The sequence below is a fragment of the Streptomyces sp. SID5643 genome, assembly GCF_009872555.1.
GTDB lineage: Bacteria > Actinomycetota > Actinomycetes > Streptomycetales > Streptomycetaceae > Streptomyces > Streptomyces iakyrus.
In genome coordinates this window covers 71,496-90,468 of the sequence record NZ_WWIC01000084.1, presented here as the reverse complement: position 1 = coordinate 90,468, position 18,973 = coordinate 71,496, and the positions used below count along the sequence as shown (strand labels likewise).

20 protein-coding genes are annotated in these 18,973 nt (G+C 69.4%); 11 read left to right on the top strand and 9 right to left on the bottom strand.

Annotation, left to right across the window (positions count from 1 at the left end):
- Positions 1-238: 238 nt before the first annotated feature.
- Positions 239-805, top strand: a complete 567-nt coding sequence (locus tag GTY56_RS10455) for a DUF4240 domain-containing protein (protein ID WP_161364700.1) — start codon at positions 239-241, stop codon at positions 803-805.
- Positions 806-992: 187 nt separating this feature from the next.
- Here GTY56_RS10455 and thiC read toward each other — a convergent pair whose 3' ends face one another.
- Positions 993-2,795 (bottom strand): phosphomethylpyrimidine synthase ThiC, encoded by a 1,803-nt coding sequence (gene thiC / locus GTY56_RS10450; protein ID WP_161364698.1) that lies wholly within the window; start codon positions 2,793-2,795, stop codon positions 993-995.
- A 785-nt stretch (positions 2,796-3,580) separates the two neighbouring features.
- Between thiC and GTY56_RS10445 the strand changes: the two genes are divergently transcribed.
- Positions 3,581-4,831 (top strand): YibE/F family protein, encoded by a 1,251-nt coding sequence (locus tag GTY56_RS10445; RefSeq protein ID WP_202509985.1) that lies wholly within the window; start codon positions 3,581-3,583, stop codon positions 4,829-4,831.
- Positions 4,832-5,082: 251 nt separating this feature from the next.
- Here GTY56_RS10445 and GTY56_RS10440 read toward each other — a convergent pair whose 3' ends face one another.
- The 4 genes from GTY56_RS10440 to GTY56_RS10425 form a co-directional block, all read right to left on the bottom strand.
- A complete protein-coding gene (locus GTY56_RS10440; RefSeq protein WP_030849994.1) occupies positions 5,083-5,517 on the bottom strand; it encodes an SsgA family sporulation/cell division regulator in 435 nt (144 codons plus the stop codon).
- 98 nt (positions 5,518-5,615) lie between these two features.
- A complete protein-coding gene (locus tag GTY56_RS10435) occupies positions 5,616-6,350 on the bottom strand; it encodes an IclR family transcriptional regulator (RefSeq protein ID WP_524540093.1) in 735 nt (244 codons plus the stop codon).
- A gap of 319 nt (positions 6,351-6,669) precedes the next feature.
- Positions 6,670-6,882, bottom strand: coding sequence for a DUF5326 family protein (locus GTY56_RS10430; RefSeq protein ID WP_020271174.1), 213 nt, complete (start codon positions 6,880-6,882; stop codon positions 6,670-6,672).
- A 165-nt stretch (positions 6,883-7,047) separates the two neighbouring features.
- Positions 7,048-7,365: a cupin domain-containing protein gene (locus GTY56_RS10425; protein WP_033309867.1), complete on the bottom strand. Its 318-nt coding sequence runs from the start codon at positions 7,363-7,365 to the stop codon at positions 7,048-7,050.
- 60 nt (positions 7,366-7,425) lie between these two features.
- Between GTY56_RS10425 and GTY56_RS10420 the strand changes: the two genes are divergently transcribed.
- The 5 genes from GTY56_RS10420 (at position 7,426) to GTY56_RS10400 (ending at position 11,265) form a co-directional block, all read left to right on the top strand.
- Complete coding sequence (locus GTY56_RS10420; RefSeq protein WP_161364695.1) at positions 7,426-7,803, top strand: phage holin family protein; 378 nt, start codon at positions 7,426-7,428, stop codon at positions 7,801-7,803.
- Between the two features lie 6 nt (positions 7,804-7,809).
- The gene (locus GTY56_RS10415; RefSeq protein ID WP_161364693.1) at positions 7,810-8,301 is read left to right on the top strand and encodes a low molecular weight protein-tyrosine-phosphatase; all 492 of its coding nucleotides are present in this window, start codon (positions 7,810-7,812) and stop codon (positions 8,299-8,301) included.
- Complete coding sequence (locus GTY56_RS10410) at positions 8,298-9,503, top strand: cystathionine gamma-lyase (protein ID WP_202509984.1); 1,206 nt, start codon at positions 8,298-8,300, stop codon at positions 9,501-9,503. The genes GTY56_RS10415 and GTY56_RS10410 overlap by 4 nt, the downstream gene beginning before the upstream one ends.
- A gap of 195 nt (positions 9,504-9,698) precedes the next feature.
- Complete coding sequence (locus GTY56_RS10405; RefSeq protein WP_161364692.1) at positions 9,699-10,604, top strand: LysR substrate-binding domain-containing protein; 906 nt, start codon at positions 9,699-9,701, stop codon at positions 10,602-10,604.
- A gap of 178 nt (positions 10,605-10,782) precedes the next feature.
- Positions 10,783-11,265 carry an NUDIX domain-containing protein gene (locus GTY56_RS10400; RefSeq protein ID WP_033309872.1) on the top strand — a complete coding sequence of 161 codons (483 nt, stop codon included), beginning with the start codon at positions 10,783-10,785 and terminating at the stop codon, positions 11,263-11,265.
- Positions 11,266-11,274: 9 nt separating this feature from the next.
- Here GTY56_RS10400 and GTY56_RS10395 read toward each other — a convergent pair whose 3' ends face one another.
- A complete protein-coding gene (locus tag GTY56_RS10395) occupies positions 11,275-12,891 on the bottom strand; it encodes a globin domain-containing protein (protein ID WP_202509983.1) in 1,617 nt (538 codons plus the stop codon).
- Positions 12,892-13,478: 587 nt separating this feature from the next.
- Here GTY56_RS10395 and GTY56_RS10390 point away from each other — a divergent pair.
- Positions 13,479-14,342 (top strand): GNAT family N-acetyltransferase, encoded by an 864-nt coding sequence (locus GTY56_RS10390; RefSeq protein WP_161364688.1) that lies wholly within the window; start codon positions 13,479-13,481, stop codon positions 14,340-14,342.
- A 71-nt stretch (positions 14,343-14,413) separates the two neighbouring features.
- On the opposite strand, the gene GTY56_RS10385 is transcribed toward GTY56_RS10390, so the two are convergent.
- Positions 14,414-14,836 carry a GlcG/HbpS family heme-binding protein gene (locus GTY56_RS10385; RefSeq protein WP_161364794.1) on the bottom strand — a complete coding sequence of 141 codons (423 nt, stop codon included), beginning with the start codon at positions 14,834-14,836 and terminating at the stop codon, positions 14,414-14,416.
- A 68-nt stretch (positions 14,837-14,904) separates the two neighbouring features.
- Positions 14,905-16,113, bottom strand: coding sequence for an MFS transporter (locus GTY56_RS10380; protein WP_161364686.1), 1,209 nt, complete (start codon positions 16,111-16,113; stop codon positions 14,905-14,907).
- A 141-nt stretch (positions 16,114-16,254) separates the two neighbouring features.
- Between GTY56_RS10380 and GTY56_RS10375 the strand changes: the two genes are divergently transcribed.
- Both GTY56_RS10375 and GTY56_RS10370 read left to right on the top strand, forming a co-directional pair.
- The gene (locus tag GTY56_RS10375; protein ID WP_107456502.1) at positions 16,255-16,719 is read left to right on the top strand and encodes a MarR family winged helix-turn-helix transcriptional regulator; all 465 of its coding nucleotides are present in this window, start codon (positions 16,255-16,257) and stop codon (positions 16,717-16,719) included.
- Positions 16,720-16,777: 58 nt separating this feature from the next.
- Entirely contained in the window at positions 16,778-17,230 is a 453-nt protein-coding gene (locus tag GTY56_RS10370) for a GNAT family N-acetyltransferase (RefSeq protein ID WP_161364684.1), read from the top strand.
- Positions 17,231-17,287: 57 nt separating this feature from the next.
- On the opposite strand, the gene GTY56_RS10365 is transcribed toward GTY56_RS10370, so the two are convergent.
- Positions 17,288-18,673 carry a serine hydrolase domain-containing protein gene (locus GTY56_RS10365; protein ID WP_161364682.1) on the bottom strand — a complete coding sequence of 462 codons (1,386 nt, stop codon included), beginning with the start codon at positions 18,671-18,673 and terminating at the stop codon, positions 17,288-17,290.
- Positions 18,674-18,741: 68 nt separating this feature from the next.
- Between GTY56_RS10365 and GTY56_RS39865 the strand changes: the two genes are divergently transcribed.
- Positions 18,742-18,939 carry a hypothetical protein gene (locus GTY56_RS39865; RefSeq protein ID WP_202509982.1) on the top strand — a complete coding sequence of 66 codons (198 nt, stop codon included), beginning with the start codon at positions 18,742-18,744 and terminating at the stop codon, positions 18,937-18,939.
- Positions 18,940-18,973 lie beyond the last annotated feature (34 nt).

Below are 18,973 nucleotides of genomic sequence, written 5' to 3'. Positions count from 1 at the left end.
TCCACCGCCCAGCGCCATGGGCTGATCAGTCAACGACCGGCAGATATACCCGGTTGCCGCTAGCCGCGAACTCCTTCGACTTCTGGAGCATCCCCTCGGCGATCTCCTCGGACGAGGCTCCCTCAGCCGCCGCACCACCGAACCTCTCTGTGATGCTTTGGCTAATTTTCATGCTGGACAAGTCCAGACCGGAGTCGCGCCGCCTCGTTGTCTTACGCGGATGGCACAGTGCACCACCATGAAAACTGACCGGTTCTGGAACATCATCGAGTCCGCGCGTTCGTCGGCCGCCATCTCTGGCGTGGCCTTCGACGAAGCCTTGGTGGAACTGCTCGCCGGTAACCCTCCGCAGGAGATCCTGGAGTACGCCGAACGGTTCGATGAGGTACACGACGCTCTGTACCGCTGGGACGTCTGGGCTGCGGCGTACCTCATCGGCGGCGGCTGCTCCGACGACAGCTTCATGGACTTCCGAGCAGGAGTGATCGCGCTGGGGCGAGGCTGGTACGAGCGCACAGCTCTTGATCCGGACAACCTCGCCGAGCACCCCACTGTCATCGCAGCCGCGAGCGCCCACCGCGACGAGGCACTGTTCTACGAGGACGTGAACTACGCCGCCGTCGGCGCCTTCGAACGCCTTACGGGAAACCCGGATGCCTTCTACGAGGCTTGGGCCAGGTACCGGTCAGTCGCTCATCAGGACGCTGATGCAACAGACATGGGGGAAGACTTCGACTTCGACGACGCGAATGAGATGTATCGGCGACTGCCCCGTCTGGCGAGGCTCTATCTAGGAGCCGTCTAGATGGAGTCGAGAACCAGGAGCCGGCTCACAGGTATCGCACCCGGTCCACGCCCCAGCGAACTGACGTCGTCGTCCAGCCCCTCAACAGACGCTCTGCCGTTGAGCACGTAGGCAGATCCGTGCACCCACAGGCCGGACAGAACGGCCCACGACTCCACGAGCCGCGGGCCGTCCCACACGGTTCCGACTAATCAGCCAGCGGCAGATAAACCCGGTTCCCGCTCGCCGCGAACTCCTTCGACTTCTGGAGCATCCCCTCGGCGATCTCCTCGGACGAGGCTCCCTCAGCCGCCGTACCACCGAACCGCTCTGTGATGCTTTGGCTAATCTTCATGCTGCAGAACTTGGGACCGCACATCGAGCAGAAGTGAGCCGTCTTGGCGGGCTCGGCGGGCAGGGTCTCGTCGTGGAACTCCCGTGCCGTGTCCGGGTCGAGGGCCAGGTTGAACTGGTCCTCCCACCGGAACTCGAAGCGGGCGTCGGACAGCGCGTCGTCCCACTCCTGGGCACCCGGGTGTCCCTTGGCGAGATCGGCTGCGTGGGCGGCGATCTTGTAGGTGATGACGCCGGTCTTGACGTCGTCACGGTTCGGCAGGCCCAGGTGTTCCTTGGGCGTGACGTAGCAGAGCATCGCCGTGCCCCACCAGGCGATCATCGCGGCACCGATGCCGGAGGTGATGTGGTCGTACGCCGGGGCGACGTCCGTGGTCAGCGGGCCGAGCGTATAGAACGGAGCTTCATCGCAGATCTCCTGCTGAAGGTCGATGTTCTCCTTGATCTTGTGCATCGGGACGTGGCCCGGGCCTTCGATCATGGTCTGTACGTTGAAACGCTTCGCGATCCGGTTGAGTTCCCCGAGCGTGCGCAGCTCCGCGAACTGTGCCTCGTCGTTGGCGTCCGCGATGGATCCGGGCCTGAGGCCGTCCCCGAGCGAGTACGTGACGTCGTAGGCGGCGAGGATCTCGCAGAGCTCCTCGAAGTTCTCGTACAGGAACGACTCCTTGTGGTGCGCGAGGCACCAGGCAGCCATGATCGAGCCGCCGCGGGAGACGATGCCGGTCTTGCGGTTCGCGGTCAGCGGCACATAGGCCAGGCGCACGCCCGCGTGGACCGTCATGTAGTCCACGCCCTGCTCGGCCTGCTCGATGACGGTGTCCTTGTAGATCTCCCAGGTCAGTTCCTCGGCCCGGCCGTCGACCTTCTCCAGTGCCTGGTAGAGCGGCACGGTGCCGATGGGGACGGGGGAGTTGCGCAGGACCCACTCGCGCGTGGTGTGGATGTTGCGGCCGGTGGAGAGGTCCATGACCGTGTCGGCGCCCCAGCGGGTCGCCCAGGTCATCTTCTCGACCTCCTCCTCGATCGAGGACGTCACGGCCGAGTTGCCGATGTTGGCGTTGACCTTCACCAGGAACCGCTTGCCGATGATCATCGGCTCGATCTCCGGGTGGTTGACGTTGGCCGGCAGCACGGCCCGGCCCGCGGCGATCTCGTCCCGCACGACCTCCGGCGCCACGTTCTCCCTGATGGCGACGTACTCCATCTCGGGCGTGATCTCGCCGCGGCGGGCGTACGCGAGCTGCGTGACCGCCTGCCCCGCCCTGCCACGGCGCGGCAGGCGCGGCCGGCCGGGGAACACGGCGTCCAGGTTGCGGAGGCCGCCGCGGGGCGAGGTGTGCTTGATGCCGTCGTCCTCGGGACGGACGGGGCGGCCCGCGTACTCCTCGGTGTCACCGCGGGCGATGATCCAGTTCTCGCGCAGTGGCGACAGGCCCCTGCGGACGTCGGTGTCGACGACGGGATCGGTGTACGGGCCCGACGTGTCGTACAGCGTGACCGACTGGCCGTTGGTGAGGTGCACCTGACGGACCGGCACGCGCAGGTCGGGGCGGGTGCCCTCGATGTACGCCTTGTGCCAGCCGACGGACTTCCCGGCCTCCTCGGACTTCTCGTCCTGAACGGAGGCAGGCGTGCGTGCGTCCTTGTTGGTCATCAGACCTACTCCCTACGCCGGCATTACCCGGTAACAGGTTCGGCGGTCGACGCAGCGGTTTCCGTCCGGCGATGGTTCGTGTGAAACATCACTCGACTCCGGCGATGTTTCATGTGAAACATCGCTGGGACGGAGGTCAGCGCCCTCTCAGCCCGGTGCTCCGAGCTCCCGCGTGTACAAAAGGTGCCTCCACGCTAGCGGCAATTCTGGCGCGGTGAACAGAGGGCCCCCCTCGTTCTTGCGATGATCGGTCGGTGACCACGACGCAGCGTCCCCCCTACCCACCGCCCGAGCCGCCCCGCGGATCCGGCGCCGGAAACGGCAACGGCCGTGGTGACGGCCATGACTTCGCCGCCGGAGGCGGGCAGGGTCAAGCCAGGCGGCAGCGCCCCGGGCCCGGATACGGGCATGACCGGGGTGACGGGCGTTTCGGCCCCTCGGGCGGCGGTGAGTACGGACCGGGCTTCGGTGGCGGCCCGGGTGCCGGTTCTTCGAGTGGTCACGGTGCGCCCACGGGCGGTCAGGGCCCCGGCCACGGCCCCGGTGGTGGGCCCGGTGGCGGCGACGGGCACGGCCACGGTCACGGTGCCGGTGGCGCGAACGGCCATGGCGGAGACGACGGGCGCGGGCGCGGTGACGGGCAGGGTCATGGCGGAGGTGACGGGCACGGGCGCGGTGGCGCTGACGGGAATGGCCGGGGCGGCGATGACGGGCACGGGCACGGTTCCGCCCCGGGCGGCGGCCACGGGCATGCGCACAGCCACGGTCCGGCCACACCCGTCTCCATGCACCTGCGCAAGGTCATCGCGGCGGTCCTGATCCCCTTCGCCGCGGCGGTGCTGATCGGGCTCGTCGTACTGTGGCCGGGCGGTGCCCCGGCTCACGAGCGCACCGGCGTCGGCTTCGACCGGCAGACGCAGGACGCCACAGTCACCAAAGTGGTCGAGGTGAGCTGCAAGGAGGCCGGCGCTTCGGGCGTTCCCCCGACCGGCGACACCTCCACCGCTGAGGGCTCCTCCGCGGTGCAGCAGGAGCAGGGCACCTGCAAGCGGGCGACGATCCGGGTCGACACCGGCGACGACAAGGGCCGTACGTTCACCGAGATCGTCCAGCCCGACCAGTCCCGGCAGCTGCACGAGGGCCAGAAGGTCGTCGTCGCCTACGAGCCGTCGGCGCCGAAGGACCTGCAGTACTCGGTCACCGACGTCAACCGTCGGCTGCCCATGGCTCTGCTCGCCGGCATCTTCGCCGTCGCCGTCGTGGTCGTCGGGCGGCTGCGGGGCGTCATGGCACTAGTCGCGCTGGCCATCAGCTTCATGGTGCTGAACTTCTTCATCCTGCCCGCGATCCTTCAGGGTTCGAACCCGCTGGTCGTGGCGGTGGTCGGTGCGAGCGCCATCATGCTCATCGCCCTGTACCTCTGTCATGGTCTGTCCGCCCGGACGTCCGTGGCGGTGCTGGGCACCCTCATCTCGTTGCTGCTGATCGGCATCCTCGGCTCGGTGTTCATCGACTGGGCCGCGCTCACCGGCAACACCGACGACAACACCGGCCTGATCCACGGGCTCTACCCGACGATCGACATGAGCGGTCTGCTGCTCGCCGGCATCATCATCGGCTCGCTGGGCGTGCTCGATGACGTGACGGTCACCCAGACCTCGGCGGTCTGGGAGCTGCACGAGGCCAACCCGTCGGTGGGGTGGCGCGGGCTCTACCGGGCGGGTATCCGGATCGGCCGCGACCACATCGCCTCGGTCGTCAACACGCTCGTCCTCGCCTACGCGGGTGCCGCGCTGCCGCTGCTGCTGCTCTTCTCGATCGCGCAGAGCAGTGTGGGGACGGTCGCCAACAGCGAGCTGGTCGCGGAGGAGATCGTGCGCACGCTGGTCGGTTCGATCGGTCTGGTCGCCTCGGTGCCGGTCACCACGGCCCTGGCGGCACTGGTGGTCTCGGCCGACCGGCCCGGCACGGAGCCCGCCCCGGAGACCGCAGCGGTCCCGGCGCGCGGGGGGAGGGGCCGGCGCCGCAAGCGCTGACACCTCTGTGCTGCGGTCGGCTACGAGGGAGTGCACCGGCGCCTGGTGCGGGCCCGGACTCCTGGGGCCCCGACGCCCCTGCGTCCGGCCCGTTGGCCCCGACCGCCTCGACGCCTCGGACCGCCTCGTCCCGACCGCCTCGGACCGCGCGAAGATCGCCGGGTCATACGAAGATCGCAGGAAGAAGCGTTCCTGCACAGCTCGGCGGCATCCGGTGAAGCGTTACTCCACCGTGCCGCCGGGCCCATGTCTCAACCAGCGCCCTGCTCGGCGAGGATGCGGTCCAGGGCCTCGTCGAGGTGCGCGTCGAAGTCGGCGAGCGAGCCCTCCTGGCCCAGCGGCACCAGCTTGTCCGTACGGTCCAGGAAAGCGACGAGCGGTGCCGTCGAGGACCGGAACAGCGCCTGATCGCTGCCCACCTGAAGGCGGATCAGCACCTCGCCCAGCGCGTCAGGGTCGACGGGCGTTACCCGCACATCACCCTCTCCGCACGGCCGGCCGACCCCGTCGATCAGCAACTCCCGCCCGAAGGCCCATGTCACCGGGGCGTCCCCGGGCAAGTGAAAGGTCAGCCGGACGGCATAGGGATCACTGGACTCATAGCGCAGCTCCACGGGAATGCGGAAGGAGAGCTCCTCGGACACGAGAAAGCTCATCATGACCTCTGCTTGTACGGACTCGCGCATCGATAACCCCGTCATTCGCCGTGACTGGCCGGGAACGAACCTCTGACACTTGGTGGAATCTTGCTGAACGTACACAGCAGATCACAAGGAGTGAGTTTTCACATACTGATAGAGAGCGCGAGCGAGCCGAGCACCCGCCCGATCTCGGTCTGCAACTGACGGGCTGCGGGGAGCAGTCGGTCGGCCTGGTGTGCGGGCAGTGAGATGGCCATCGTCGCGGCCGTGGTGCCGAGGGTGAGCGGGATGGCGGCGCACACCGCGCCCAGGGCGTACTCCTGACGCTCGGTCACGAGTTCCATCCGCCGGACCCGCTCCAGACGCCGGAGCAGACTGTGGTTGTCGCGCACCGTGTACGGCGTGAGGGGCTGCACCGGGTAGCGGTCGAGGTGGTCACGGCGTGCTTCCTCGTCCAGCTGGGACAGCAGACACTGCCCGACGGCGTGCGCGTGCCCGGTCTCACGGAAGTCCGCCCATTCCTCGACCGCCGGGTTGCCCGGGGTGTCGGAGACGCACATGACCTCGATCTCGCCCTCGCGGTACACCGCGTAGTACACGGGTACGCCCAGGACGTCCCGCCAGTGTGCGAGCGCGTCGACGACCGTGCTGCGACGTTTCTGCCGTGCTCCGCTGCTGCTCAGCCGCTCGGCCGCCTCGCCGAGGAAGAACAGGCCCTTGTCCCGGCGCAGATAGCCCTCGTGCACGAGCGTGCGCAGCAGGTGGTACGTCGTGGGCAGCGCCAACCCGGTCTCACGGGCCAGTTGTTTGGCCGGTGCCCCGTACTCGTGTACGGCGACGGTCTCCAGCAGGCGCATCGCGCGCTGCACGGAACCGATGAGAGTCGGCGCGGGCGGCGGTGCGGAGCGGGGTGGTGGCCCGGACGGCGCCGCCGAGCGCGGTTGCGCGGGGACGGTGTGGAGCTGGACGGGTGCGGTGTCAGCCGGGACCAAGGGTCTCTCCCGAAACGCGAGGGGGCAGACCGTGCGGAGGAACACGGTGGGGATGAATGCCGCTCGCGGGGAAGTCCCCGCGTCGAGTTCCGGACTCTATTCGTCTGCCACCGCACGCAGACGGTCCGGACGGGAAACTTCCCTCGCCCGAGGGAACGGGTGATTCCAGGTGTTTCCCGCTACCCCCACCGGTTTCCCACCGGCCTCACCAGTCGCTGCGCGACGAGGAGCTCGAAGTGAACTTCCGTACGACGTAGATCAGTCCACCGACCAGGGCCACGAAGACCAGCACCTTGAAGAGCAGTCCGATGACGAAGCCGACCACACTGGCGATCAGCCCGCCGAACACGACCAGGGCGATGACCGGCACCGCGATCCACTTCACCCACCACGGCAGTCCCGTGAAGATCTCTCGCATCGCCCTCGTCCTTACCTTCCCACCCGTTGGAGTGCCGGGCCCTGTCGGTCCTTCTGGATCTCTGATGTCCTGCACTCGATGCTAGGTGCGTGAGGGGGTCGAACGGGGGCCTCGCACCCCTTGTCCTCCCCTGACCGATCCCCTAGGGAACCCTGAGGCGGTGCGTCAGCTCTCGGGCGGAGAGAAGACCACCATCACCCTCAGGTCCTCGGTGATGTGGTGGAACTTGTGCGCGACGCCGGCCGGCACGTAGACCACGCTGCCGCGCGCCACCTGGGTCGTCTCCAGGCCGACGGTGATCGCGGCACGGCCGCTCACAACGAAGTAGACCTCGTCCTGATTGTGCGGCTTCTGTGGATCCTGCTCGCCCGCGTCGAGGGCGTACAAGCCGACCGACATGTTCTGCTCCCGCAGAAACTGCAGGTAGGCGCCCTCGTTGGCGGCGCGCTCGGCCTCCAGTTCGTCCAGCCGGAATGCTTTCATCGCCTTGTCCGCCCCTGCCTCTTGTGCCCGTGTCCGATCAGGTCTGCCACGATCAGACACATGATGAATTTCCTAGTCAAGACGATCGCGAACGCGGGCGCTCTGGCGGTCGCCGTATGGCTGCTCGACAAGATCACCCTGACCGGTGACAGCACGGGCAAGGAGTTCGCCACCCTGATCATCGTGGCGCTGCTCTTCGGCCTGGTGAACTTCCTGGTCAAGCCGGTGGTCAAGCTCCTCAGTCTGCCGTTGCTGATACTGACCCTGGGTCTGTTCACGCTGGTCGTCAACGCGCTGATGCTGCTGCTCACCTCGTGGCTGGCGGACAAGCTCGACCTGAGCTTCCACGTGGACGGCTTCTGGACGGCTGTCGTGGGCGGCCTGATCATCTCGGTCGTCTCCTGGGCGCTGCACGTCGTCCTGCCCGACGGGGACTGAGCGGACATGACGTACCGGGTCTGCTTCGTCTGCACGGGCAACATCTGCCGGTCGCCGATGGCCGAGATCGTCTTCCGCGCCCGTGTGGCGGAGGCCGGTCTCGACGGGCTGGTGGAGGTCGACAGCGCCGGCACGGGCGGCTGGCACGAGGGTGACGGCGCCGACCCGCGCACGGTGGCCGTCCTGGAGGACAACGGCTACGCCGGCGGCCACACGGCCCGGCAGTTCCGGCCGTCCTGGTTCTCCCGCCTCGACCTGGTGATCGCCCTCGACTCCGGCCACCTCGGGGCGCTGCGCCGCCTCGCGCCGACGGAGCAGGACGCCCGGAAGGTACGGCTGCTCCGCTCGTACGATCCCGCTGCGGGAGACGACCTCGACGTACCGGACCCCTACTACGGGGGCATGGACGGCTTCGCGGAGTGCCTTGAGATGGTGGAGGCGACGAGCATCGGTCTGCTCGCCGCCGTGCGCAAGGACGTGGAGGGACGGGCGGCATGAGCGATTCCGTGACGGATGACGCGAGCGGGACGACGCGGAGCGGCGACGAAGTGGCGGGCACCGCCGGACGGGCGACCGCGGGAACCGGTGACGGTACGCGCGCGGTGCGGGCCGGGCTGCCCGAGCCGGTCAAACACGAGCCCACCCTGCCCGGCCCGGTGTTCGCCGCCCACTTCCACCTGCCGGGCGACCCGACCGGTCCCTACACCTACGGCCGCGACGAGAACCCGACCTGGACGCTGCTGGAGCGCGCCGTCGGCGAGCTGGAGGCGCCCGGCCGGGACGACGCCGAGACGCTCGTCTTCGCGTCGGGCATGGCCGCGATCTCGGCGGCGCTGTTCTCCCAGCTGCGTACCGGTGACGTGTGCGTCCTGCCCGACGACGGCTACCAGGCGCTGCCGCTGGTACGTGCCCAGCTGGAGGCGTACGGCATCGAGGTGCGCACCGCGCCGACGGGCGGCGACGCCCAGCTCGACGTCCTCGACGGTGCGAGGCTGCTGTGGATCGAGACGCCGTCGAACCCCGGGCTCGACGTGTGCGACATCGGGCGGCTCGCCGAGGCGGCACACGCGCGTGGCGCCCTCGTGGCCGTCGACAACACCCTCGCGACGCCGCTCGGTCAGCGTCCGCTGGAGCTCGGTGCCGACTTCACGGTGGCCAGCGGCACCAAGCAGCTCACCGGCCACGGCGACGTCCTGCTGGGCTATGTCGTCGGCCGGGACGCCGAGGCCATGGCCGCCGTGCGCCGCTGGCGCAAGATCGCCGGTGCGATTCCGGGGCCCATGGAGGCCTGGCTCGCGCACCGTTCGATCGCGACGCTCCAGATGCGGGTCGACCGGCAGAGCGCGACGGCCCTGGCGGTCGCCGAGGCGCTGCGCGAGCGGCCCGAGGTGACGGGGCTGCGCTACCCGGGCCTCCCCGACGACCCCTCGCACAAGATCGCCGCGCGGCAGATGCGGCGCTTCGGCTGCGTGGTGTCCTTCACCCTGCCCACGCGCGCGCATGCCGACCGCTTCCTCGACGCGCTGCGGCTCGTGGACGACGCGACGAGCTTCGGCGGCGTGCGGTCCACGGCCGAACGGCGGGGGCGCTGGGGCGGGGACGCGGTTCCCGAGGGCTTCATCCGCCTGTCGGTCGGTGCCGAGGACCCGGAGGACCTGGTGGCGGATGTGCTGCGTGCACTGGACGCGTCGGCCGCCTGACCGTTCCCACGGACGGTCCGAGCCTCCCCCCTCGTGGCTCGGACCGTCCCCCGGTTCCGCGCGCAAGAACCGCCCGACCAAGGCTAGTTGACTCTCTGTCAGTGTCCAATCACAGTAGCGACAGAGACCTATCGACTTATTTATAGTTGAGCACGGCCGTGGGCAGGTGACGGAGGCCGGAGAGGGGAGTGTGCGGTGGATCTGGCCTTGCTGCGGACCTTCGTGACCGTGCACCGGGCCGGCTCCTTCACCCGCGCAGCCGCCCTCCTCGGTCTCTCCCAGCCCGCCGTCACCTCGCAGATACGCACGCTAGAACGGCAGCTGGGCCGCCCCCTGTTCCTCCGGCAGGCCCGCGGCGTGACCCCCACGAGCATCGGCGACGAACTCGCCCACAAGGCCGCGCCCCATCTGGACGCCCTGGTGGAGATCACCGAGACCGGCCTCGACGACGACTCCTCCTTACGGACGCTGCACCTCGCAGGACCTCCGGAGTTCACCGCCGAACGAGCCCTGCCCGCCCTCACGGAGCTGACCGGTGAGGACGGGCAGGGCTTCGCCTTGCGCGCTTCCTTCGGGACGGCCGAGGAAACACTGGAAGGGCTTTCCGCCGGGCATCACGATCTGGCCATCAGCACCGCCCAGCCGCGGGGCGCCCTGCTCACGGCGACTGCGCTCTGCGACGAGGAGCACGTCCTGGTCGCCGCCCCGCGCTGGGCCGAGGAGATCGGCACCGGGCAACCGGACCACAAGCCGGAACCGGCCTTGGAGAAGGTGCCCGTGGTGGAGGTGCACGAGTCGTTGCCCTTCGTCTCCCGCTACTGGGCCTCCGTCTTCGACTCGCACCCGGCCGCCCCGGGCACCGTGATCGTCCCCGACCTGCGTGCGGTCCTGGCCTGCGCGGCCGCCGGCGCCGGCCTGGCGGTGCTGCCCCGCTATCTGTGTGCGCCGGCGCTGGAGCGGGGCGAGGTGGTCGCCCTGCACGAGCCGACGGTGCCGCCGCTGCGGACGTACTTTCTGGTGGTCCGCACCGGGACGCTGGCGATGCCCCACATCGCACGGGCCCACGAGTGGTTGCAGCGGGCTTCGGCCGACTGGTGCTGAGGCCCTTCCGATCAGCCCTGGAGCTGCGTGAGGTGAGTTTCCGGTGCGCCCTGACGGGGGCGCACCGGGGCGCCTCGGCGTAGGTGTCGGGGCGCTCGGGACCGGGCCTCACTCTGGGAGCTCGGCCGGTGACGTTTCGCGATGTTTCACGTGGAACCAGCCGGGCCACATTTCACTCATGACCGTCCGACCCGTGGTCAAGCGCACCGCCCGCGCCGTTCTGCTGGACGGTGCCGACCTGATCTTGATCAAGCGCACCAAGCCGGGTGTGGATCCCTACTGGCTCACCCCCGGCGGCGGGGTCGAACCCAGCGACTCGACCGTCGTCGACGCCCTGCACCGCGAGGTGTACGAGGAACTCGGCGCCAAGATCACCGATGTGGTGCCCTGCTTCGTGGACACCATGGAGCACATCGGGGAGGACGGCGGCGCGACCGGTGTGAAGGTGCAGCACTTCTTCGTCTGCCGACTGGAGTCCATGGACCCTTCGCTGCGCCATGGCCCCGAGGTGGACGAGCCCGTCGGCGAGTACGAGATCGTGCGCGTGCCCTTCACCCGCGTCGGCATCGCCTCCGTCCATCTCGTGCCGCTGTCGCTGCGCCACTACCTGGACGGCAACATCGAGGGCGTACTCGCCATGCACGCGCCCGACCTGGGCTGAGGCACCTGGTCAGCTTCCGGCTGCGACCAGTTCCTCGACGGAGTCGTGCCGTATGCGGTCCGACGGGATGCCGATGTCCCTCAGGGCGTTCATACTGCTGCGGATCATCCCGGGCGGCCCCGAGAGGTAGGCGTCGAACTCGTTCCACGGCCCGTAGGCGCGTATCGCGTCCGGCAGCTGCTGGTTCGCCTGCTGGTCGATGATCGCGCGGACCGAGAGCCAGGGGTGGCTCTGCTGGAGGCGGAGCATGGTGTCGATGTCGTACAGGTCGTGGTCCGTGCGGGCGCCGTAGAAGACCTCGACCGGCCGGCGGTCCCCGTGCTCGGCGACGTCCTCGACCAGGGCCTTGATGGGCGCTATGCCCGTGCCTCCGCCCAGGCAGAGCAGACCGCTGTCGGTGGTGTGGTCCACGGTCATGGACCCGGCGGGCGGGCCGAGCCGGATGATGTCACCGGGGCGGGCGCGGTGCACCAGGGCATTGGAGACCCAGCCCGCCGGAACCGCCTTCACATGGAACGACAGAAGACCGTCGGAGCGGGGCGCCGAGGCGAAGGAGTAGTGCCGCCAGATCCGGGGCCACCAGGGCGTCTCCACGCTCGTGTACTGCCCTGCGAGGAAGGGATACGGCTGGTCGGGCCGGACGGTGACGACCGCGACGTCCGGGGTTCTCAGGTCGTGCGTGACGATCTCGGCGTACCACCAGGCCGGAGCGCGCAGTTCGTCCGCGGCCGCCGCGTCGATCATGACCTGGGAGATCGTGGTGTAGGCCCTGACCCAGGCCGCCTCCATCTCCGTGTTCCAGACCCCGGCGGCGTATTTGCTCAGCGCACCGATGAGGCACTCACCGACGGCCGGGTAATGCTCGGCCCGCGTCCCGTACTTCCGGTGCCCCCGGCCGAGATTCTGCAAGTAGTCGACGAGGACTTCCTTGTTGTCGATGTGCTCGGCGGCGGTGAGCAGCGCTCTGAGCAGCCGGTCCCGCTGGGTGTCCATCGCGGCAGGGAACAGCGACCGCAGGTCGGGGTGGCGGACGAAGAGCAGGGCGTAGAAGTACGACGTGACCTTGTCCGCGACCGGGGCCACCTCGGCCATGGCGCGGCGGATGAGCAGGGCGTCCGGGGAGCCTTCTTCGGCCGGGGCGGTGGCGGCCTCGCCCGGGGATGACCCCGGAGGGTGCCGCTGGGCGGATACGGGCTGCTCGGCAGCGGCAGTTGGGGGCGGAGCCAGCGTGGAGGCGAAGGGCGCGGGGGTCAGCGCGGTCGGTGCGGGGCCCGGCGAGGAAGCGCCGACGAAGCTGGAGACCGCGGGAGAAGGGGCGTGCTGCGCGGCGTCAGGAGCGGGCGTCGATATCGCATCGGGGGTCTCACGCCCGCGCTCCGGCCCGCCGGTGCTCACTCTGCCGGGTGTCGCGCCGGGCGGCGCCGATATGCCGTCTGCCGGCGGTTCCGGGACGGTTCCGGGCCTGCCCACCGGGCGGATCGCCGCCGGTCGCCGGCCTTCTGCCGTCCTGTCGGGCGTCCTTGCGTCGCCGTCCGGCGCCGTCGTGGGGTCCTTGCGGGGTGTGAACCAGCCGCCCCCGCCGCCAGAAGTGCCGTTGTCGGCCGACGTGGTGGTCGGAGCGTCCATGGTGTGCCTCGCCTCGAGCATCTTTCGGTCGGTCTGCGCACTTCCCAGTCGGAAGGTGCCTGCTTTCCCCCGTGGACGGTCTGCGTTCCCATCCTTGTCGCGGCCAATGCGGCCACATTCAACCCGTATTCCGGCCCCGTACGGACAAGTAAGGCGAGAGTGTGACATTGGCCGCAGTAACTCTCGTCGAGCTTCCCACCCGCCTGGACGCTTCCGTCGCATAACCGGAAACGTGGGTCTTCGATCTCTCCGTCCCGTTAGGCTGCACAGCCCTGCACTCGGCCCCCACAGGGGTGTGCCGTCCCGGATGCGAACCGGAGTCGACCCTACCGGGCCCCGTCGTGCACACAAGTCCCCCCTTCCCTCGCCACGAATGCGGTCACCGCGCGAATCATCAAGAGGTCAACTGTGTTGCGGTTAAGCACCGTTCCCGGCGCTGATCGGACACGCGATGTTCTTACGTGTTTCACGTGAAACATCCAGCACCGGCCCACGCCGTGTACGGGTGGCGACAACTGGCCAAAAGCTCGTACGTCTCCACGGAAAGAGGTGGACGCCAGGCGCCTGCGTCGGACAGCCTGACCTGCGTGCCGACTCCTTCCCTTGCCTCCCTGCCCATCCGTCGTTTGACGCTCCGCGATCAAGCCGCCTGCGCCGACTTGTCCGAGGACCGGGGGTGGCCACGGGAGGAGCACAAGTGGGGCTTCCTTCTTACGGCCGGTAAGGGCTACGGCATCGACGACCCCGACGGTGGCCTGGTCAGCGCCTGCGTCGTCACCGAGTACGGACCGCAGGACCCCGCCCTCGCCGCGATCGGCATGGTCCTGGTCGCCGGACGGCATGCCCGGCAGGGCGTAGGACGCCGGCTGATGCGCCACGTCGTCTCTGCGTTGGGTGCCACCCCGCTCACCCTGCATGCCACGCCGTACGGCCGGCCCCTCTACGAGGAACTCGGCTTCAAGGTCACCGGGCGGGCCGAAATGGTCCGCGGGCGCTTCACTCCCGGTGGGCCGGAGTCGACAGTCGCCACGCGCGCCGCCACCGCCGAGGACCTGACCGCGATCCTCCGGCTCGACGAGCAGGTGTTCGGGGCCGACCGCACTCACATCGTCACCCGCCTCCCCGCCTTTGCCGACCAGTTGCGCGTGGCCGAGGAGGGCGGGCGAATCATCGGGTACGCGGGCGCCTGGCCGAACATGGACACTCACGTCGTGGGGCCGCTCATCGCACGCGACACGTCGGTGGCGCAGGCCCTCATCGCCTCTCTTGCCGCTCGCACCGACCGTCCGCTGCGCACGGACATCGATGTGCGGCACGAAGAGCTCCTCGCGTGGGTGAAGGAGCGAGGCCTGCAATCCATCGCCTTCAACTCGGTGATGTCGTACGGGATCACCGAGTTGCCCGGAGACTGGAGCCGGCGTTTCGCGCCGGTCACGGTCGCGGCGGGCTGAGGAGCTTCGATACGACGATGAGGGCTCCCCGGACACCGGGGAGCCCTCATCGTTGTGCTGAAGACGTCCGGTCAGGCGAGGGTCTCCAGGGCGGCCGTGGCGAAGCCGTGGTCCTGCTCCGGGGCGCCGCCGCCGATGCCGATCGCGCCGATCAGCCGGCCGTCGCGGTGCACCGGTACGCCGCCGGCGATGAACAGCAGCGGCCGGTCGAGTGCGGTCGGCAGCGTGTGGAAGAGGCCCCCGGGCTGCACCGCGTCGACCAGGTCGGCGGTGGGCGCGTTCAGCTGGAGAGCCGTGTAGGCCTTGCGGGTGCTGGTCTCGCCGGAGATCAGCACGGCGCGGTCGTCCCGCCGGAAGGCGAGTAGATGGCCGCCCGCGTCCAGGACGGTGACGCTGATGGTGACGCCTGCGGCTTCGGCGGCACGCTGGGCCGCGGCGACGAGCGCGTCGGCGTCCTGGGTGGTCAGCGGGGCGACGGCGGTGGTGGTGTTCATGAGGGAGTTCTCCTGGACGGCGTGCTGGTGGTGCTGGGTCATGGCGTGGGTGGGGGTGGTCCGGTTGCTCAGTGGTGGAGGGCGGCCCGCTGGTCGGCCGGTGCGCCGCCCGTGACGACGGTGCTGGGCTCACCGGCACGGCGCTCCAGGGCGGCCGAGACAAGGGCCAGGAGCAGGGCGCCGGCTGCCAGAGCGGCACCGACCCAGTTGGGCGCGGTGTAGCCGAGGCCTGCCGCGATCACGAGGCCGCCAAGCCAGGCGGACAACGCGTTGCCGAGGTTGAAGGCGCCGATGTTCACGGCGGAGGCCAGAGTCGGGGCGCCGTGCGCCTGGTCGAGGACCCGCTTCTGGAGCGGCGGCACGGTGGCGAAGCCCAGGGCACCGATCAGCGCGATGGTGACGGCCGACAGCAGCTTGTCCTGGGCGGTGACGGTGAACAGCGCCAGGACGACGGCCAGGGCGCCCAGGGAGACGTACAGCATGGGCATCAGGGCGCGGTCGGCGAACCTGCCGCCGACGAGGTTGCCGCCGACCATGCCGAGGCCGAAGAGGACGAGCAGCCAGGTGACGGAGCCGTCGGCGAAGCCTGCGACGTGGGTCATCATCGGCGCGATGTAGGTGATGGCCGCAAAGACACCGCCGAAGCCGAGGACGGTCATGGCCATCGCGAGCAGCACCTGCACGTTCTTGAAGGCGGCCAGCTCGTGGCGCAGGCGCACGCCTTCCGCCTTGGGCATGTCGGGGACGAGCCGGGCGATGCCGGCCAGGCCTACGACGCCGAGGGCGGCGACGATGCCGAAGGTCCACCGCCAGCCGACGGACTGCCCGACGAGGGTGCCCAGCGGGACACCGACCACGTTGGCGACGGTCAGGCCGGTGAACATCATCGCGATGGCTCCGGCCTTCTTGTCGGGGGCGACGAGGTCGGCCGCGACGACCGAGCCGATACCGAAGAAGGCGCCGTGGGCCAGCGAGGCGACGATCCGCCCGATCAGCATGACGGAGAAGGCCGGGGCGAGTGCCGAGAGCAGGTTGCCGACGATGAACAGGCCCATGAGCAGCATCAGCATCCGCTTGCGGGAGACCTTGGTGCCGAGCACGGTCATCAGCGGCGCGCCGAACATGACGCCGAGCGCGTAGCCGGTCACCAGGTATCCGGCAGTGGGGATGGAGACCCCGTAGTCGCCCGCGACCTGGGGCAGCAAGCCCATGATCACGAATTCCGTCGTTCCGATCCCGAAGGCCCCGATCGCGAGGGCCAGAAGCGCGAGAGGCATGGAGGGTTACCTTCCCAGACGATTGCAGGAGCGCTTTACAAGCGTCCACAATAGTTGCAGACGCGGGCTATGTGCAACCGCCGTCAATTGCGGGCCTGCTCTATCCTGGGTTGCAGCCGCTCCGGGACGGAGGAAACGCCAATGACAGCGACGGACCCCGCGCTCACCGCTCTCGCCCAGAGCTGGTGCGCCCTCTCCCTGCTCCACGGGAGGATCGAGGCCCACATCGAGCGCGCCCTACAGGCCGGGCACGACCTCAGCGCGCGCGAGTACTCCCTGCTGGACGTGCTCAGCCGACAGCACGACGGGGACGGCGGACATCTGCAGATGAAGCAGGTCGCCGACGCGGTCGTCCTCAGCCAGAGCGCCACCACACGCCTGGTCACCCGGCTGGAGGACCGCGGGCTCCTGGAGCGCTACCTGTGCCCCACGGATCGCCGGGGCATCTACACGAACGTCACCGAAGCGGGCCTCGAACTACTGGAGGCGGCGCGGCCGACCAATGACGCCGCCCTGCGCGAAGCCCTCGACGAGGCCGCGAAGAACCCCGAACTGGCCCCGCTGGTCCGGGTCGTGGAGACCCTGAAGGCTCCGGTGCCCGCCTAGGGCACCCGCGCGGGACATACACGTCTCCGCACCGGCCGGCTCTGCTTAGGGTGCGTACATGGGAGATCTTGAGATACGTTCCGCCGTCTGCGACGACGTCCCGGCGATCGTCGCCATGCTCGCGGACGACCCGCTGGGCGCACAGCGCGAGTCACCGGATGACCTCGGCCCGTACCTTGCCGCGCTGGAGCGGCTCAGCGCCGACCCGAACCAGCGTGTGGTCGTTGCGGTACGGCAGGGACGGGTCGTCGGCACGCTCCAGCTCACGATCATTCCCGGGCTCTCCCGACGCGGTGCCACCAGGTCGATCATCGAAGGAGTGCGCATCCACGCGGACGAGCGCGGCAGCGGCCTGGGAACACAGCTCATCGAGTGGGCGATCGACACATCCCGGGAGCAGGGATGTCAGCTGGTCCAGCTGACATCCGACAGGACGCGCACCGACGCCCACCGCTTCTACGAGCGGCTCGGGTTCACGGCCTCCCACACAGGCTTCAAGCTCCAGCTGTGACCGGTATGCCGGGGCGTTGTGTTTCACGTGAAACACAACGCCCCGGCATATCACCGCCTAACCGATACCGCGCCATCCCCCGGGATCGACCCCGCCGGGCACAGGAGCACCCTCGTCGTACGGCTGACGCGTGAACACGAACGAGCCGAGGTCCAGATGGCTCACGGCCCCGTCCGGCCGTCGTACGGCCTTCAGGAGTTCGCCGGCGTAGTAGCCCTCCAGCCCCGTCCAGGTGCCGTCGCCGTTCGACCGAAACCGTGAACGGCGCCCGGCGCCGGACAGCGGCCCCAGGGAGACCAGTCCGTCGGCCGTCAGCCGCAGAGCGAAGGCGTGCGTCCCCCAGTACCACTGCCCCGTCAGCTCCAGCAGCGACGGGTCGGGGTCAGCCAGCGGCTTCCACGGTGCCGGGATGCGCGGCTCCGCCTCGGCGACGATGCGGACCAGGTCGGCGGCGACGGCGAACAGCAGCGGCCCGGAGGTGGAGTTGGCCATGACGATCGCTGCCACGTCGTCCTCGACGCTGATCATGAGACACGCGAGGAACCCGGGCAGCGAGCCGGTGTGGCCGACGAGGGACCGGCCGTTCCGTCGCCGGATCTCCATGCCCAGGCAGTAGGCGTATCCGCTCGCCACGTCCGCCGCCTCGTGAGGCGCGGCCGGCGTCCTCATCTCCCGCAGCGACGCGGCGCTCAGCACCCGCTCATCGCCTTGGACCAGGAAGGCAGCGAACCTCGCCAAGTCGCCGGTCGTCGACCAGAGCTGACCGGCTGGCGCCATGCGCCCCAGATCCTCGATGGGCTCGGGAAGCATCACATCGGCCCAGGGATGCACGGCCCAGCCACCCGCATGGGGCGCCTGAGGCAGCACACTCGTGCGGTGCAGGCCCAGAGGTTCGAGCACTTCACGCCGAAGGGCCTCCTCCCAAGGGGCTCCGCGGAGCTTTTCGATGAGCGCCCCGAGCAGTGCGTATCCCGGGTTCGAGTAGTGGAACCGGCGGCCGGGCGGGGCCAGCAGGGGCCGCTCACCCAGAACGTCGGCGAGTTCGGGCCGCAGGGATCCGGAGCTCCGCTCCCACCACGGTCCCGGCGTCTCGGCCGCCAGCCCTCCGGTGTGCGCCAGGAGTTCGGCGACGGTCGCCTCCCCCACACCGGTGCCCGGCAGATGCTTCTCGAGCGGATCCCCGAGATCCAGGGCACCCTCATCGCGAAGTCGCAGCACCAGGACGGCCGTGAAGGTCTTGGTGATCGAGCCGATCCGGTACTGGACGTTCTCGTCCGGCGCGTGCCCTTCCACCGAGGCCCGGGCACCCGTCCACACCGTTGTCCCGTCCCGCACGACGGCCGCGACGAGCGACGGAGCCCGCCCTTCAGCCTGCGCAACGGCGATCCGGTGCAACAGAGCGCGACGGGTAGCGGGAAGGAGTTCTCCCTGAGATGTCGTCATGGGCCCAGTCCACCCGTCCGGGCAGCCCCGCGTCGAGCACATTCAGGGGCCGGAGCCCGTGAGACCGGGTGCAGGGTCTCACGACCGGTGGCACAGGGCGTCGCAAACGCCTGGACGCCTCCCCCTCCGTCTTCGAAGCCGAGGAGGCAGAACGGCAGTACATCCAGCGGCCCGCGCATGACGACTTCGAACGCGCGGCCCTGTGCACTGCGGTCATGACCGACGACGACGGGGTCCTGCGGACCCGTTGGCGGACCGAGCCCTAGCCGGGCGACCGCGACTCGGCGCGCCGTCAGTCCG

Excerpts from the sequence above, each read along its gene's own strand:
- GTY56_RS10440 (WP_030849994.1), bottom strand. The coding sequence starts at position 5,517 with ATGCGCGAGTCCGTACAAGCAGAGGTCATGATGAGCTTTCTCGTGTCC.
- GTY56_RS10380 (WP_161364686.1), bottom strand. The coding sequence starts at position 16,113 with ATGCCTCTCGCGCTTCTGGCCCTCGCGATCGGGGCCTTCGGGATCGGA.
- GTY56_RS10365 (WP_161364682.1), bottom strand. The coding sequence starts at position 18,673 with ATGACGACATCTCAGGGAGAACTCCTTCCCGCTACCCGTCGCGCTCTG.
- GTY56_RS10455 (WP_161364700.1), top strand. The coding sequence starts at position 239 with ATGAAAACTGACCGGTTCTGGAACATCATCGAGTCCGCGCGTTCGTCG.
- GTY56_RS10415 (WP_161364693.1), top strand. The coding sequence starts at position 7,810 with ATGACGTACCGGGTCTGCTTCGTCTGCACGGGCAACATCTGCCGGTCG.
- GTY56_RS10370 (WP_161364684.1), top strand. The coding sequence starts at position 16,778 with ATGGGAGATCTTGAGATACGTTCCGCCGTCTGCGACGACGTCCCGGCG.
- GTY56_RS10385 (WP_161364794.1), bottom strand. The coding sequence starts at position 14,836 with ATGAACACCACCACCGCCGTCGCCCCGCTGACCACCCAGGACGCCGAC.
- GTY56_RS10400 (WP_033309872.1), top strand. The coding sequence starts at position 10,783 with ATGACCGTCCGACCCGTGGTCAAGCGCACCGCCCGCGCCGTTCTGCTG.
- GTY56_RS10395 (WP_202509983.1), bottom strand. The coding sequence starts at position 12,891 with ATGGACGCTCCGACCACCACGTCGGCCGACAACGGCACTTCTGGCGGC.
- GTY56_RS10375 (WP_107456502.1), top strand. The coding sequence starts at position 16,255 with ATGACAGCGACGGACCCCGCGCTCACCGCTCTCGCCCAGAGCTGGTGC.
- GTY56_RS10420 (WP_161364695.1), top strand. The coding sequence starts at position 7,426 with ATGATGAATTTCCTAGTCAAGACGATCGCGAACGCGGGCGCTCTGGCG.
- GTY56_RS10425 (WP_033309867.1), bottom strand. The coding sequence starts at position 7,365 with ATGAAAGCATTCCGGCTGGACGAACTGGAGGCCGAGCGCGCCGCCAAC.
- GTY56_RS10430 (WP_020271174.1), bottom strand. The coding sequence starts at position 6,882 with ATGCGAGAGATCTTCACGGGACTGCCGTGGTGGGTGAAGTGGATCGCG.
- GTY56_RS10410 (WP_202509984.1), top strand. The coding sequence starts at position 8,298 with ATGAGCGATTCCGTGACGGATGACGCGAGCGGGACGACGCGGAGCGGC.
- thiC (WP_161364698.1), bottom strand. The coding sequence starts at position 2,795 with ATGACCAACAAGGACGCACGCACGCCTGCCTCCGTTCAGGACGAGAAG.
- GTY56_RS10445 (WP_202509985.1), top strand. The coding sequence starts at position 3,581 with ATGCACCTGCGCAAGGTCATCGCGGCGGTCCTGATCCCCTTCGCCGCG.